Consider the following 14,936-nt stretch of genomic DNA (forward strand, 5'->3'; position numbering starts at 1 on the left):
TTCTGCGCTCTTTTTTTGCCCAGTAATTTGAAGAATCAATGCCATCATGGAATTACGTCAGCTACGCTATTTTGTCGCCATTGTTGACCACGGTTCCTTATCGCGAGCAGCGCGAGTTTTGCATATCGTGCAGCCGGCATTGACGCAACAGATTCAACAATTAGAAGAAGAGTTAGGCACGAGTCTCTTACATCGTTCCGCACAAGGCATGCAAGCGACCGATGCCGGCAAGATTTTTTATGAACACGCATTGGCGATACTAAAACAGATTGCCGATGCCAAATCCGCCGTCAATCAATCGACCGACAAGCCAAGCGGAACTGTGGCACTCGGTATTCCGCAGAGTGCCTCTGGTGCACTAGCTTTACCTTTACTCAAGGCGGTGCGTGCGGCATATCCTGATATTGTGTTTCAACTGACCGAAGAACTGACGGGTAATTTAACCGAACAGTTGGCATCAGGGCGTTTGAATTTGGCGATTTTATTTGATGACGGCCAACTAGGTAAATTTCATTGCAAGCCCTTGGTCGAAGAGGAGATGATGTTTATCACGCGGGCTGATTCACAGTTTGCCTGCAAACGAAAAACCATTACCTTAGAAAAGGTGTTGGCGGTACCCCTGATCTTGCCGAGTATTCAACATGGTGTCCGGCCACGTATAGAGCAAGTGGTGCGCGATTATGGTAAGCGTATCGACAACGTGATCGACATTACGTCGATAGCGATTTTAAAGTCGGCAATTCTGGCGGATATGGGCGCAACCATCTTGCCCGTCTCGCCTCTACTGGCCGAAATTCAGCGCGGGGAAATGCGCGCCTGTGCGATCAGTGATGTTGCGTTGTCACGCACGGTGAGTTTGTGCTCTTCTAAAAATATCCCGCTCACCAATGCCGCCATGGCAGTGGAGAAACTCGTCTTAGATGTCGCTCATGATTTGTGCTCGAGCGGACAATGGCTGGGTGCCAAAGATTTGACATGATGCCAGTCGCCGAAAAAAACCATGTATGGACGATTAGCTTTATCGGTGGATCATTGTTGTTTTGGGCGCTCATGGTGGCGGTTGCAGTGCAAGATTATTTGCGTGACGGTGGCCAGCATTTGTGGGAGCCAATTTTTTGGGAGAGCTCCTCAGCGCTGGTTGGTAGTGCGATTTTTTATCTGCAATGGCCCTTGCTTACCAATAAAAATTTACTACAAACACCACGTCGCTGGTTTTTGCGCTTGACCGCTTATTTGCCTTTGGTGTGTCTTGGTTTTGTCTGTGTCACTTTTTCGATTCGTCATGCTGTCTATGCTGTTATCGGTGACACCTATTCGCACGACCCCTGGCTGGAAGTGCTGATGTATGAATCGATTAAATTATCGATTTTTTTCGGCTTGTTTTATCTCGTGGTTTTTGGCGTGCAATCCTATGTGTTGTTGCTCGAAGAGAAAGCTAATGTCGAGCGCGCAGCCAAGCTATTACAAGACGCGCAATTGCAAAGATTGAGTCAGCAAATGCAGCCGCATTTTTTGTTCAACGCCTTAAATACGATTTCCGCTTTAATGTATTCCGATCTGAAGGCAGCAGATACCGCGATCAGTCGCTTGGCAGAATTATTGCGACATACTTTAGATTTGGCAGAGCAGACAGAAACTAGCTTAGCGCACGAGCTTGATTTGTTGCATGCTTACGCTGACTTGATGCAATTACGTTTCGTCGACCGCGTGAGTATTTCCTGGCAAATTGATCCCTATGCCATGAGCTGTAAAGTACCGACAATGTGCTTGCAAGTGCTACTCGAAAACACCTTCAAACACACAGTAGAAAAGCGCTCGGCAATGACCAGAATCTGGGTGCGTACCACTTTGCTAGATGGTGTGTTGAGTCTAGTTGTGGAAGACGACGCGGGACAATTGGGACAGAATCCAAACGGTCTAGGATTGCGTAATTTGCGTCAACGACTACAGGTGATGTATGGCGATACCGCGCAATTGCAGATAAGGCAAATTGCACCCGCGGGTGTGAGTACAGCAATGCAAATTCGCTGCCATCGTTCGGGCAGCGAAGTTGAGATGAGCGCGGCAGCATGAAGCCCAGCTTAAGTTTTTTGATCGTGGACGACGAACGTCCAGCACGCGATAAATTACGGCGCCTGCTAACTACGCATGCCAATGTAGGATTTATTGCGGAAGCACGGGATGGTGTTGAGGCACTTAAATTGCTGGCTGAGCAGCAATTCGATGCCGTGTTTCTTGACATGCACATGCCAGAATTAGATGGGCTCAGCGTAGCGCAACAATTGGCACAACCAGCACCGCTAATCGTCTTTGTCACGGCTTACGATCAATTCGCTTTACAGGCTTTTGATGCGAATGCGATTGACTATTTACTCAAGCCCTACGATGAAGAGCGTTTCTTGCGTGCATTACAGAAGCTGAGTAGTTTAGTCGAAGCGCGACAAGTGCAGTCACAGCGTCAAATTGACTGTCCGCCATTGATTATTCAAGAACGAGGTAATGTTACTGTCATTCCCATGGTGGAAATACATTGGGTGGAGGCGGCAGATAATTATGTGCTGCTGCATACTGTTCGAGCTTCGCATATGTTGCGCCAAACTCTAGCATTGACCGCGCAGCGATTAGGAGGAGAATTTTCACGTTGCCATCGCAGCTACCTAGTGCGCCGCGATCAAATTCTACGCTTTGAGGCCAGTGGTAAAGGTGACGGTGATTTTTATTTGCGTAGTGGGGCAATTGTTCCTTGTAGCCGTCAGTATCGCGAGGATATTTTGTTATCCTTATAGATTATTCATAAATGACTTATTGTTTTTTGTTGATTTTGGAGAGTTCATTATGCAGTTCTCAATTCGTGCCTGTTTGCGTGTCTATGCCTTGTCATGTTGCTTGCTTTTTTCAATCCTAAATCAAGCTCACGCCGAATTTATTCAATCTGCCATTAGCATTGGCGAGGGGACTAATACCTTGTATGGTAGCTTGCTCATTCCTGGGCATAAGACCAAACCGCCTGTGATTTTGTTAATCGCGGGCTCTGGACCCACCGACAGGGACGGTAATAGTGCCGCGATGAAGGGTAAAAATGATAGTCTGAAGATGTTGGCGGAGGAATTGGCGATTGCCGGGTTTGCTTCCGTGCGTTATGACAAACGGGGTGTGGGCGAGAGCTTTGCCTCAGGAAAAGCTGAGGAAGATTTACGATTTCAAACCTATGTCAGTGATGCACAAACTTGGATTAAATTTTTAAAAAGCGATCCCCGGTTTGGCGGCGTTGCTGTGTTGGGGCATAGCGAAGGCGCTACCTTGGGACTGATCGCTATTCAATCTGAAGCGGTGAAAGCCTATGTATCAGTGGCAGGGCCAGGGCAGTCAGCGGCAAAAATATTGCGAAGCCAGCTAGCCAGTAAATTGCCGCCTGACTTGGCAAAGGCCAACGAACACATTTTGAGTAATTTGGAAAAGTCTACGTTTGTTAATGATGTTCCGGCACCATTACTGGCACTGTATCGTCCTAGCGTGCAGAACTATTTGATATCTTGGTTCCCGATAATTCCGACAGACGAGATCAAAAAAATAGCAATGCCGATGGCGATATTTCAAGGCGATACCGATATTCAAGTGAGCGTCAGTCAGGCGACTCTGTTAGCGCAGGCGCAACCTAAAGCGGAGCTGCATATCATCAAAGGGATGAATCATTTGATGAAGTCCGTTCCTTTGGATAATAGCCAGCAAGTCTCGTCTTACAGCGATCCGAATCTGGAGTTGACAGCCGAGTTCGTTAAAACTTTGGTGAATTTTCTGAAGAAAAATGTGTTGCCAAAATAGGGTAAAGCAGGCTTTAACCAAACCATCTAATCAATCCATCTAATCAAGAAAAAAGCGCATCGAAATGGATGCGCTTTTGACTTTTCCCTTCAAAGCTAGGCGTTTAAGGCAACATGCGTTTTAAGGTGTTGTCTTTGACGATGTAGTGATGATACAAGCCAGCTAATGCGTGTAAGCCAATCAAGAAATAGCCGGTCTGGCCAAAAGTCACGTGCAAGTCCTCGATCGTATGTGCCAGCTCTTTGTTCGGGCTCATTAAGGGAGGTAATTCCAGTCCGAAAAATGGAATGATTTGCGCTTCACCGCTTAAAATCAACCAGCCACCTATTGGCATTCCTAACATTAATGCATACAAGGCGAAATGCATGAATTTCGCTAACCATTTTTGCCAAGTAACGAGGGGCGGAACGATGTCGGGTGCCTGAGTGCGTAGACGTGTCGCCAGCCGCAGGATGGCGAACATAAAGACCGATAGACCCAACATAAAATGCCACATCTTCATGGCTTTGCGTGCATCTGTGCCTTTGGGGAAAAGTTCGCGTAATTCGATCGTGGCATACACCGCGATTAGTAATAACAGCATCAACCAGTGCAGGCCAATACTCAGTTTGTGATAACGCGCATCACTGACTGTAGAAAGCGGTTTCGGTATCGCCATGATGTTTCCTTATGTCGTCTTGGTAAATTGTATGATAGGCGAAGTCTGGCAGTCGCAGTGGGAAAGTGTCGTATTATTTATCTCGGTATGTCCAGAAAGAAGCGAGTTTTTGACATGAGTCAGCCACCTAACGTATTTGAGAATAGGAAACTCGTATTTGATCGCAATTGCGTGGCGCGGCGAATCCAAGTTCATTACAGTGATCCTTATCGATCATAAATAGGACTATGTATGTGGAAAAAAATGAGCGCGTGGTACAAGGAATGGAATGATGAATTGCTCGATGTGTTGCTCAGGCCCGAGCGTGCAAATCTCATTACCATTGCCTGGCGCCGCAAAATGGCCGCTAGATTGGTAGCGCTGAGTGAGATTGAACGAACCCAGCTTCATCAATTTTGCATGACCTACCAGGGGACGAAGTTGTGGTTGAGTGTGCTGAAATTGAGCATAGTATTTTCCTGTTTGGGATGCATTTTGTATGTCGTCAAAACAAAATTGCCACTATTACTTGCGATTGCCGTGAGCAATCTATTGGGCTGGATGTTCGTGTTTGCCTTAATGGGCATTTGGTTCAATTATCGACGGATTTCGCGATATCGTTTTCGAATTTCCTTGAGTGCTGTTCGAGGCGTGTTAATTGGTTTCTTCGGTGCGACGGCGGTGAGTTCTTTGGTACAAGGCAAGGATATTGTGGCGTCGATTTTGAAAAATGGACCCATGGCATTGGCCGTGGCGGCGATCATGGGTGCTGTGTATATGCTCTTGGTCGGTATCGTTGCCGGTTGGCGAAATCAAGGCTATGAAGTGATCACTGCACAGTTAGCGTTAGCGGCTGAACGTGAGAAAAATGCACGTCAAGAGAGTGAATCGCAGTTAAGACTACTTCGCGCGCAGATCGAGCCACACTTTCTTTTTAACACCCTCGGCGCGGTTCAACAACTGGCAGAAACGACAGCACCGAAAGCGGCAGAACTGACCGCCAATCTGATCGTATTCTTGCGAGCTTGCATGAGCGACATGCGCAGCGAACATAACCATTTGTCGGAAGAATTTCGTTTAATACGAGCCTATCTGGAAGTGATGAGAGCTAGGATGGGGTCACGCTTGACTTTTCAATTGCATTTGCCGGATGACATGCAGGACATTATTGTCCCTAGCATGATGTTACTGACATTGGTAGAAAATGCGATTAAACATGGGATAGAGCCAGCGCTACGAGGTGGCAATATCGATATTGCGGCGAGATATGTGGGGACTGAAATCGCCATTGCGGTGAGTGACAATGGAGTTGGTTTAAGTGATGTTCCGAGTCAAGGAATTGGTTTGCAAAATGTACGAGACCGTTTGCGCTTGCAATATGGTGAGCGTGCGCTTTTAACTGTGGCAGAGTCGGACGATGGCGGCGTTATCGCTGAGGTGCGGTTTCCGTATCAATTGAAAACTGAGTTATTTGGACAATGAAAACAAGAATTCTAATCGCTGAAGATGAGCCACTAATGCGCGAGCGTTTATCATCACAGTTGGAAAAATTGTGGCCGCAAGCTGAGGTCGTGATGTTGGCCGAAAATGGCAATGATGCCTGGGATGGTTTTTTAGCGCATCAACCAAATTTGGTTTTTTTAGACATTCGCATGCCGGGTTTATCTGGTCTGCAAGTGGCTCAAAAAATTGGCAAAGCGGCGCATATTATATTTATTACTGCGTATGACCAGTACGCCATTGACGCCTTTGATGCGGGGGCGATTGATTATTTACTTAAGCCTGTGCAAGAAGATCGCCTGCAAAAGGCAATCGCCAGGGTGCAAGAAAAAACACAAGTTCAGCCCTTAGATCTGAGCGCGATATTGAAGAGCTTGCAAGTAGCCATTCCTGCTCCCAAGTCTGAAAAATTGAAATGGATCAAAGCCAGTGTGGGGAAGCAGATTCGGTTGATCGCCGTTGATGAGGTTCTGTTTTTTCAGTCCGATACGAAATACACCCGCGTGGTTCTACAAGATTCTGAGGCTCTATTGCGTACTCCTTTGAAAGACTTGTTAGAGAGTTTGGACGAGGAGCAATTTTGGCAAATACATCGATCCAGCGTGGTGAATGTCAAAGCGATTGCGGCAGCGGAGCGGATTGATGCAGAACGTATGCAGGTATTGATCAAGGGACACCAGGAAAAATTGCTCGTGAGTCGAAATTTCACTCATCTTTTCCGTGATTAGCCCAAGTGGTATGCATTGGCACTTATTTTTTGTTAAGCCGAAAAAGCAAAATTCTTGTCTCGTTAGTGGTTAAAATGATCTTAATTCGTAGATATATTTTTATCTTCGTTTGTTTTTTGCAACCTCAATGAAAATTCTTTTGATCATATTTAATTCAGTGTTTCTCTATAAGATTGGACATTTTTTACATAATTTTGTAATTTTTAGATCGAAAATTTTGTCTCGTACAAATTGCGACTTTTGGATACACTTTTCATACAAATTCAGACCTCAAAAAGAATTGTGATTAATTGAGTCAAGTCTAGCGATCGGGGAGATCTCTGTAGCCACAAGTTACAGGCTTTGAAATCAATAATGTGTAAATTGGCTTCACTGCGGCGTGAGCAATCTAATTTTTTGCGTGCGTCGATAAATCTGCCTGCTCATAATTATTTAAAAAAAATCTTAGGGATATTTAATTATGGTAAAGCAGCACAACATCGTAGTACGTCCAGTCGTCATGGCACTCTTGGTAGCGGGCGCGTTTGGTGCGCAAGCAGCAGACCGTCAAGTCATGAAAGACTTGTCAGCAAATACATTAGCGCAACCTGCCTTTCAAGGTTCAACACTGCAAGCAGAACGCAGCATCACCTATCCAAACGGTTTGGTTGTGACTCGTCATCAGCAAACTTTCCAAGGCATTCCAGTTTGGAATGAAGCCGTGGTTGAACATGTTGCCAAAGATGGTAAGCGTGAAGTTGTTGGTGCGATGTTGCGCAACTTGGATCAAGATCTGCCATCTGTAACACCGATTTTTAATAGAATGCAAGCCTTGATGCAAGCGCAAACGCAAGCGCAAATTTTTGACATTGAAAATCAACAGGTCAAAATGTACGTCAAGCGCGAAGCGAACAACACAGTGCGTTTGATCTATGTCGTTTCTTTCAATGCCAAGAATACCGAAGAGCCACGCCGTCCTTTCTACATGTTAGATGCGAACACAGGCGCAGTGATCGATCACTGGGAAGGTATTAATCATGCTAACGGCACAGGTCCTGGCGGTAATGCCAAAACCGGTCAATACGAATTCGGTACAAAATATGGCTATTTGAATGTCACGCAATCAGGTTCGACATGTTCATTGAATAGTACGAACGTCGCAACTTACAATATGAATTCGTTGAGCACAACGCCAAAAGCACCACATAGCTTTACATGCCCACGTAACACCGTGAAGGCAATCAATGGTGCCTACGCACCAATGAATGATGCGCATTATTTTGGCAATGTTGTGTTTAATATGTATCAAGCTTGGGCGGGCGTACGCCCTATTCGCCAAAAGTTACTGATGAAAGTCCATTACAAAAAGTCCTATGAAAATGCATTCTGGGACGGTACTGCCATGTTCTTCGGTGACGGCGCAACCACATTCTATCCTTTGGTTTCTTTGGACGTGACTTCGCATGAAGTGAGCCACGGTTTCACTGAGCAAAACTCTGGCTTGGTGTACTCCGGTATGTCTGGTGGGATGAATGAAGCTTTCTCTGACATGGCTGGTGAAGCTGCTGAATCCTACATGAAAGGCACGAATGATTTCTTAGTTGGTGCCGAAATCTTCAAAGGTACAGGCGCTCTGCGTTACATGGCGAACCCACCACAAGACGGTCGTTCTATCGACAACGCTTCTAAGTTCACAAGCACTATGGATGTGCATTACTCTAGCGGCGTGTACAACAAGGCCTTCTATTTGTTAGCTAAGAAAGTTGGTTGGAATGTGCAAAAAGCTTTCCAAGTGATGGCAGATGCTAATCGTTTGTACTGGACAGCTAGCAGCACATTCAATCAAGGTGCTTGCGGTGTAGAAAAAGCGGCAGTGAATCGTGGCTTTGTAAAAGCTGATGTGACTGCAGCATTTTCTTCAGTTGGCGTGAAGTGCGTGCCGTAAATTACTGACAGACTGCTGTTATCGAAAACGCCTGGCGCTTAGCGTCAGGCGTTTTTTTATGGGTAGTCGCAAGTCCGAGTGTCAATGAATAACGAGCTGAGCAAGGTACACATACAAGGGTATACCGAATAATAAGTTGAGTGGGAAAGTCAGCGCTAATGACATGCCAACGTATAAGGAGGGATTAGCCTCAGGTATTGCATAGCGTACGACAGCAGGCACGGCAATATAGGAGGCACTAGAGGTGAGTACCATCAACAAAATGCTATTGCCCAAAGACAGCCCGCAGAGGGATGCCAAAAGTAAGGCCAGACTCGCATGGAAAAGTGGCGCGATAATGCCGAAGGCAAATACCCAAGGAGACTGATGTTTCAGGCCAGGGACATTACGTGCAGCGAGTAAGCCCATATCTAATAAAAAGAATGCTAACAAGCCTTTGAATAAATCTACTGAGAATGGACGCATCATATCTTGGCCGGCTTCACCACTGATCATGCCTATGATTAATGAACCGAGCAACAGCAATTGCGCGCCATCGGTGAAGGATTCATGCAGCAGTTTTTTGATCGACAGCGTATGGACGGGGATAGACGAGCTTTGTCCCAATGCCAATGTTTGCCGGTGGCGAATTTGATTGGCGAAAAAAATCGCCATGATGATTGCCGGCGATTCCATCAACGCCATCGCTGCCGCCATATGACCGCCAAACGCGATTCCTTGATGATCGAGTATTTGTGTGGCAGTGATGAAAGTCACAGCACTCACGGAGCCATAAGTCGCGGCTAAGGCGGCAGCGTCGAAATGGGGAACTAGACGTTTTAAGATTTGAAATGCGATTAGAGGGACCGCAATCGCTAAGCTGACGGCACAAGCTAAGCTGATGATGACTTCCGTAGTCAAACCGGTTTTTTCAAGTGCAAAACCGCCTTTTAAACCGAGCGCCATCAATAGATACAAGGATAAAAAGCGTGAGATTTGTTGCGGAATTTCTAGATTGGATTTGAAGAAGCCTGCCAAGAGGCCGAATAAGAAAAAGAGAATGGCTGGGTCACTAAACGTCATCATAAAAACAAGTTCCTGGTGCGGTATTGAATTGGGCGCCATTGTAGTGGGCTAGGTGTATAGAGTAAAATCAATAATAATTATGCCAATCATCGATAAAAATCTATGAACCTGAGTTTTCGCCAATTGAAGTTATTGCTCGCTGTGGCAGAGCATCGCAGTATTACCGCTGCGGCAAACGCTTGCCACATCACCCAACCGACGGTATCAATGCAATTGAAAGCGATGTCAGATGAAGTGGGTTTGTCGCTCTATGAAGTGATTGGCAAACAAGTATTCTTAACTGCCGCAGGCGAAGCCGTAGCGCAGTCTGCGCGGACGATTCGCGATGAGTTTGATTATTTGCAGCAGACCATCAGCGCGATGAAAGGACATACAGAAGGGCGCTTGCGGGTCGCGATCGCTAGTACGGCTAAATATTTTGTGCCACGCATGCTGGGTAATTTTTACAAACAATTTCCCAATATTGATATCGCGTTTGAAGTGTTAAATCGGGATGGTGTCGTCAATCGTTTGAAGTCGAATGCGGATGATCTCTACATTATGTCGATCCCGCCTGAGGACTTGGATTTGGAACGGCACCGATTTTTGGATAATCCCTTAGTCGTGATCGCTGCCGCAGACCATCCGCTGGCGCAAAAAAAACGCATCAAGCGTAAAGATTTGGCGAATGAATTATTTGTGTTACGTGAAGCAGGTTCAGGCACCCGTTTAGCGTGCAACGCCTACTTCGCTGAGCATCAGTTCCAGCCTAAAGTGCGTTTGGAGTTGGGTAGTAACGAAGCCATCAAACAGGCAGTGGCGGGCGGCTTAGGTTTGGCCATTATCTCCAAGCACGCACTACATCAAAATGTCGATGCAGAGGGCTTGAAGATATTAGCAGTAGAAAATTTTCCCATTCATTCCAATTGGTGGATTATTTATCCTAAGGGAAAACGTCTTTCACCGATTGCCAAAGTGTTTTTTGAACATTTGCAGGATTGGGCTTAGAACGCCAAGGTCGTGATTAGGAAAATCGGCAGACAGTTTGTTTACAATTTGTCTGCTACACGCTCTCTTTCAACAAACGCAATAAGGCTTCAGTATCCATTCGTCCCGCCGCATCACCACCATCCAATAAACTATCCGCTAGATCACGCTTTTCTGCATGCAATGCGAGAATTCTTTCTTCTATGGTGTCCTGCGTCACCAGTCGATAAATCGTCACCGGACGTAGTTGCCCCATGCGGTGGGCGCGATCAGAGGCTTGGTCTTCTACTGCTGGGTTCCACCAAGGGTCGAGGTGAATCACGTAATCGGCGGCAGTTAAATTTAAACCAGTGCCGCCTGCTTTTAAACTGATTAAAAAGATGTCGCCTTTACCCGCTTGAAAAGCATCGACGCGCTTTTTACGTTCTAACGCAGGCGTGCTGCCATCCAGATATTGATAGGCAATGCCTTGTTCATCTAGCCAAGCGCGCACGATGGCTAAGTGATCGACGAATTGACTGAAGACTAAAGCCTTGTGGCGATTGTCGAGGAGCTCTTCCACCGTGTGTTGTAAGACCGCGAGCTTGCTGCCACTGATGTTGGCGTTCTTCATCACTAATTTGGGATGGCAGCAGAAGCGACGTAGCTTGGTGATCTCTGCCAACACCTGCATCGATTTGCCCGCTGTCGGATCGATCTGCGCAATCTTGTCGATGGCTTCTTGTCGCAGTGCTTCGTACAAATGACGCTCTTCATCGCTGAGTTCCACTTGCAAATTGATTTCAGTGCGCGGTGGTAATTCACTTAAAACTTGCGTCTTCGTTCTGCGCAAGATGAAAGGTTGAATCAGCTTCTTTAAATGCGCACGAACCGCTTTGTCACCACGTTCAATTGGATGACTAAATTTGTCGGCAAAATTGTCTTTCGATCCCAATAAACCCGGATTGATGAAGCGGAATAAATTCCACAATTCACCCAAATGATTTTCTACTGGTGTGCCGCTGGCGATCATCTTGAAATCAGCGGTCAGTGCCATCGCCGCTTGACTGCGTTTGGTCGCGGCATTTTTGATGACCTGTGCTTCGTCTAGCACCACGCTATGCCAATGTTGGGCGGCAAAGGCAGCTGCATCTTGTTGCAACATGCCATAACTAGCGATCACGATATCAAACGCACCTAGGTCGTTCAATGAGCGATCTTGCTGATAAGCGCGGATCTTTAGAGTGGGGGCGAAGCGGGCAACTTCACTTTGCCAATTCATCGCGACCGAAATAGGCGCGACTACCAAGGCGGGCCCATTCGGTGCGCGATCCACCAACAGCGCTAAAGTTTGTACGGTTTTACCTAAACCCATATCGTCTGCTAAACAAGCACCAACGCCCCATTTGGCTAACTTGGCTAGCCACTGAAAACCTTCTAGTTGATAGTCGCGCAATTGGGCTTGCAAAGTGGATGGTACTTGCGGCACGAAGCTGGCGAGCGCATCGAGTTTTTCGACTTGCTCACGCCATGCTTTATCGACTTTGAGCTCTCCCACTTCGTCGGCTAATTCAGCCAACGCTGGTGCGGCTAAGGAATTGATGCGTATGCCGTCTTTTCCACTTAGTTCAGCGAAGTGGCGTAATTCATCTAAACGTTTGCGGAAGCTATCAGTCAAAGCGAGGAAATCATTCTCGCCGATTTTTAAGAAACGACCTTTGCTGGTTTCTGCCATTTGCATCAGCTCGCGTAATGCCAATACCCGACCATCATCGAGCGTGACTTCACCACCAGCGACAAACCATTCACCTTGCTTCTTAATGCTCAAGCGCATATTGCCAAGCGAGCGTTGCCCTTGCAGGCGGAAGCGTTCGCCTTCAGGCCAGACTAATTGCAATTGCTCTTCAGGGATGGCTTTGAGTTGGCTTAATAATTCCAGACATTGTTCAGGTGTTTGCCACTGCCATTCATTGTTGTTTTCTTCGGCTTCGTCGAAGGCTGCACAGCTCTTGAGTAAGCTTTGTAATGCGGTATTTTCTTGAGTCAAATCGCGACTTGCTTGCACGGTTTGCCCATCGATTTCACCCAGCACATTGGCCGCACCTTTGCCGGGTGTGAACCAACCACCTTCGGCGAGTGGCCGCACTAATAATTGCAAACGCAAACCTTCTTTGAGTGGCAGTAAATGCGCAAACAAAGTGGGATCCGCCGCGACCGTATGGATGTGCTGTGCTAACTCTGGTAAATCAGAATGGATCGCCAAATGCGGCGCGATCGCCGCGATGACATCGACTAGCTGTGCTTTTGCCGCGCTTGGTACCGTGAGGCCGGAACCGAGGATGCCAGCGATCTGTTTAATCTCTGCGCTGGAACTATAAATGGCCAAACGGGTTGGTGTTTCTTTGCGGGCGACATAGGCTTGTTGTGCTGTGATCGCTGGTTCTAATTGCAAGCTGATGTGATCGTTTTTTTCTTTAAGAAATAAGGCTAATTCGCCTTTGACGATATCGATGCGAATATCGGGCGCGTCGCTCCAATACACCTGCGGATGATTGACTAGTAGTGGTAAAGCTTTCTCGGTATCTAAGTTATATTCGACATTGCCGTAGTAGCCGTCCATACTTTTGCGTATGCAATTGGCGATCTGTTTATCTTGTGAGGTCAGATACGGTAAGCTATCTTGCTCTTGCGCTAAACGCTTTAAGGCAACCGGGCGACCTTTGCTCCACACACCTTTGGCGTTGACTTTTTGTTCGCGTGGTTCTAGTCCTGCATGATCGCGTAATAGCGTTAACAACCAGACTAATCTTTGTTCGCTGATTGGTTTGCTGTTGTCATTGCTGGTATTGAGATTTAATTGACTTAGTGCCGTTAAGGCGCGTTGCCAAGATTCTTCGCGTTGCAAGACTTGGTATAGCGGCTTGAGTTGACGCTGGGCGTGCCAACCATCCATTTGCGGTGCGTCAGCATAATGCTTGACCAACAGCGCATCAGCTTCGGCCGCCAGCCAGTGATAGCCGTGTTTGACATAAAGTTGATAGGCACCGCGTAAACGCTGATGTGCATCTTCACGCAGCGGTTCACTTTCCCAAAATAATGCCAGACTCTCAAATAAAGTTTCTACTCCGAGTTCCCGTTGCAAGATATAGCGTTGCGCTTTGAGTGGCACACCTTTAGCGAGATGATTGGTGAGGGATTCCAATAGAAAATAAGTGAACGCATCGTTTTGCTTAATGCCATCATCGACATGTTCTTTGAGCTTTTTACGATTATCTGTGTTGTCTACGGCGAGCAAACAAACGGTGTAGAGCAAGCCAAGCAAATCTGCAAAATGCACTTTGCGTTTGCCGGTACTTTTTTTGATGGTTTTGCTGATGTTGTCGATCTGCGCAAGAGCCGCGGAATAATCAGCACGAATAATCGCCATTGCAAAAGCATGGGTGCCGCGATGTTCTTCCAAACAGTAGGGCTCTATGTCGGCGACGAAAGCAAAATCACCGCGCAGCAAGGCTTGCCAAATCAATTGTTCAGTAATGAAATAGACACATTCACCGAGGCTGTTCAGATGGGTTTGCGCATACTGATAGGCCTTATGACTATCACCCGCTGACCAGTTCGTTTGAAAGAACAAATCCGATAGCAGCACCGCTTTGGCAACTTCCGAAAACTGCGCAAAGATCGTCTGCCCTGCCACGCTCTCAAACAGTTGTTCAGCCAGGTTTTTTTTCTCGCCCGTACGGGCTTCAAAAAATTCATGGCGCCAGTAGCCGATGCCATCGGTTTCATTGATTAAACAAGAGAAGAGTAATTCACGTCGGCAAAAAGCAGCATTGTGGACCTTCCAATGTTTGTATTCTTCATGCTTACTCAAAATCATACGAATGCTGCTGACCCATGCGGCTATATCGTTATGCTCAAGCAAATGACAGAGCACGGGCATTTGCAAATCTGCATTGAGAGCATACCCTTTGCCACTAATCGGTGTTACCAAATGTTTTTCATGCAGCACGGCTAATTGATCACGGACGGCAATTACGCCCGGTACCACGCCAGCTTTGCCAAACGATTCGCGGCGCTGCAATAGCAGCTCTAGCATCACGTTCTGACTCAGCGGTGCGTCGAATAGCGCTAAGGCGTACAAAAATGGGAGTTCGTGCGCGTCCAGATGATCGAATTGGTGCATGGAATGTTGATGATTGAGGATTGCAGATGAAGTCGCGATTTTACCTGATCTACTGGCTTACCCGTTGACTTGAAAAATTAGCTCTTTTCACAAAAAAGTGCTGATAATATGACGCGCATCTGTATTGAGCGC

The 14,936-nt window shown here is 46.8% G+C and carries 11 protein-coding genes; 8 read left to right on the forward strand and 3 right to left on the reverse strand.

All coding sequences use genetic code 11. From position 1 onward, the window contains the following. Positions 1-46 precede the first annotated feature (46 nt). The 4 genes from H8K52_RS02920 to H8K52_RS02935 are packed head-to-tail and all read left to right on the forward strand — an operon-like array spanning position 47 to position 3,822. The gene (locus H8K52_RS02920; protein WP_186921266.1) at positions 47-979 is read left to right on the forward strand and encodes a LysR substrate-binding domain-containing protein; all 933 of its coding nucleotides are present in this window, start codon (positions 47-49) and stop codon (positions 977-979) included. Beyond that, a complete protein-coding gene (locus H8K52_RS02925; protein ID WP_186921268.1) occupies positions 976-2,073 on the forward strand; it encodes a sensor histidine kinase in 1,098 nt (365 codons plus the stop codon). Before H8K52_RS02920 ends, H8K52_RS02925 begins: the two co-directional genes overlap by 4 nt. Then, positions 2,070-2,786, forward strand: coding sequence for a LytR/AlgR family response regulator transcription factor (locus tag H8K52_RS02930; protein WP_186921270.1), 717 nt, complete (start codon positions 2,070-2,072; stop codon positions 2,784-2,786). The genes H8K52_RS02925 and H8K52_RS02930 overlap by 4 nt, the downstream gene beginning before the upstream one ends. A 49-nt stretch (positions 2,787-2,835) precedes the next feature. Next, the gene (locus tag H8K52_RS02935) at positions 2,836-3,822 is read left to right on the forward strand and encodes an alpha/beta hydrolase (protein WP_186921272.1); all 987 of its coding nucleotides are present in this window, start codon (positions 2,836-2,838) and stop codon (positions 3,820-3,822) included. Positions 3,823-3,925: 103 nt separating this feature from the next. On the opposite strand, the gene H8K52_RS02940 is transcribed toward H8K52_RS02935, so the two are convergent. Next, positions 3,926-4,480 (reverse strand): cytochrome b, encoded by a 555-nt coding sequence (locus H8K52_RS02940; RefSeq protein WP_186921274.1) that lies wholly within the window; start codon positions 4,478-4,480, stop codon positions 3,926-3,928. Positions 4,481-4,723: 243 nt separating this feature from the next. On the opposite strand from H8K52_RS02940, the gene H8K52_RS02945 reads away from it, so the two are divergent. From H8K52_RS02945 to H8K52_RS02955, 3 genes are all read left to right on the forward strand, one after another. Then, positions 4,724-5,941 (forward strand): sensor histidine kinase, encoded by a 1,218-nt coding sequence (locus H8K52_RS02945; RefSeq protein ID WP_186921276.1) that lies wholly within the window; start codon positions 4,724-4,726, stop codon positions 5,939-5,941. Further along, the gene (locus H8K52_RS02950) at positions 5,938-6,687 is read left to right on the forward strand and encodes a LytR/AlgR family response regulator transcription factor (protein ID WP_186921278.1); all 750 of its coding nucleotides are present in this window, start codon (positions 5,938-5,940) and stop codon (positions 6,685-6,687) included. The genes H8K52_RS02945 and H8K52_RS02950 overlap by 4 nt, the downstream gene beginning before the upstream one ends. A 460-nt stretch (positions 6,688-7,147) precedes the next feature. Continuing rightward, positions 7,148-8,611: a M4 family metallopeptidase gene (locus H8K52_RS02955; RefSeq protein WP_186921280.1), complete on the forward strand. Its 1,464-nt coding sequence runs from the start codon at positions 7,148-7,150 to the stop codon at positions 8,609-8,611. A gap of 81 nt (positions 8,612-8,692) precedes the next feature. Here H8K52_RS02955 and H8K52_RS02960 read toward each other — a convergent pair whose 3' ends face one another. Next, a complete protein-coding gene (locus H8K52_RS02960) occupies positions 8,693-9,676 on the reverse strand; it encodes a sodium-dependent bicarbonate transport family permease (protein WP_186921282.1) in 984 nt (327 codons plus the stop codon). Positions 9,677-9,778: 102 nt separating this feature from the next. Here H8K52_RS02960 and H8K52_RS02965 point away from each other — a divergent pair, with 102 nt between their 5' ends. Then, entirely contained in the window at positions 9,779-10,663 is an 885-nt protein-coding gene (locus H8K52_RS02965) for a LysR family transcriptional regulator (protein WP_186921284.1), read from the forward strand. Between the two features lie 55 nt (positions 10,664-10,718). On the opposite strand, the gene H8K52_RS02970 is transcribed toward H8K52_RS02965, so the two are convergent. After that, positions 10,719-14,804: a DEAD/DEAH box helicase gene (locus tag H8K52_RS02970; RefSeq protein WP_186921286.1), complete on the reverse strand. Its 4,086-nt coding sequence runs from the start codon at positions 14,802-14,804 to the stop codon at positions 10,719-10,721. Positions 14,805-14,936 lie beyond the last annotated feature (132 nt).

This window comes from Affinundibacterium seohonense, from assembly GCF_014284305.1.
Classification (GTDB): domain Bacteria; phylum Pseudomonadota; class Gammaproteobacteria; order Burkholderiales; family Burkholderiaceae_D; genus Undibacterium; species Undibacterium seohonense.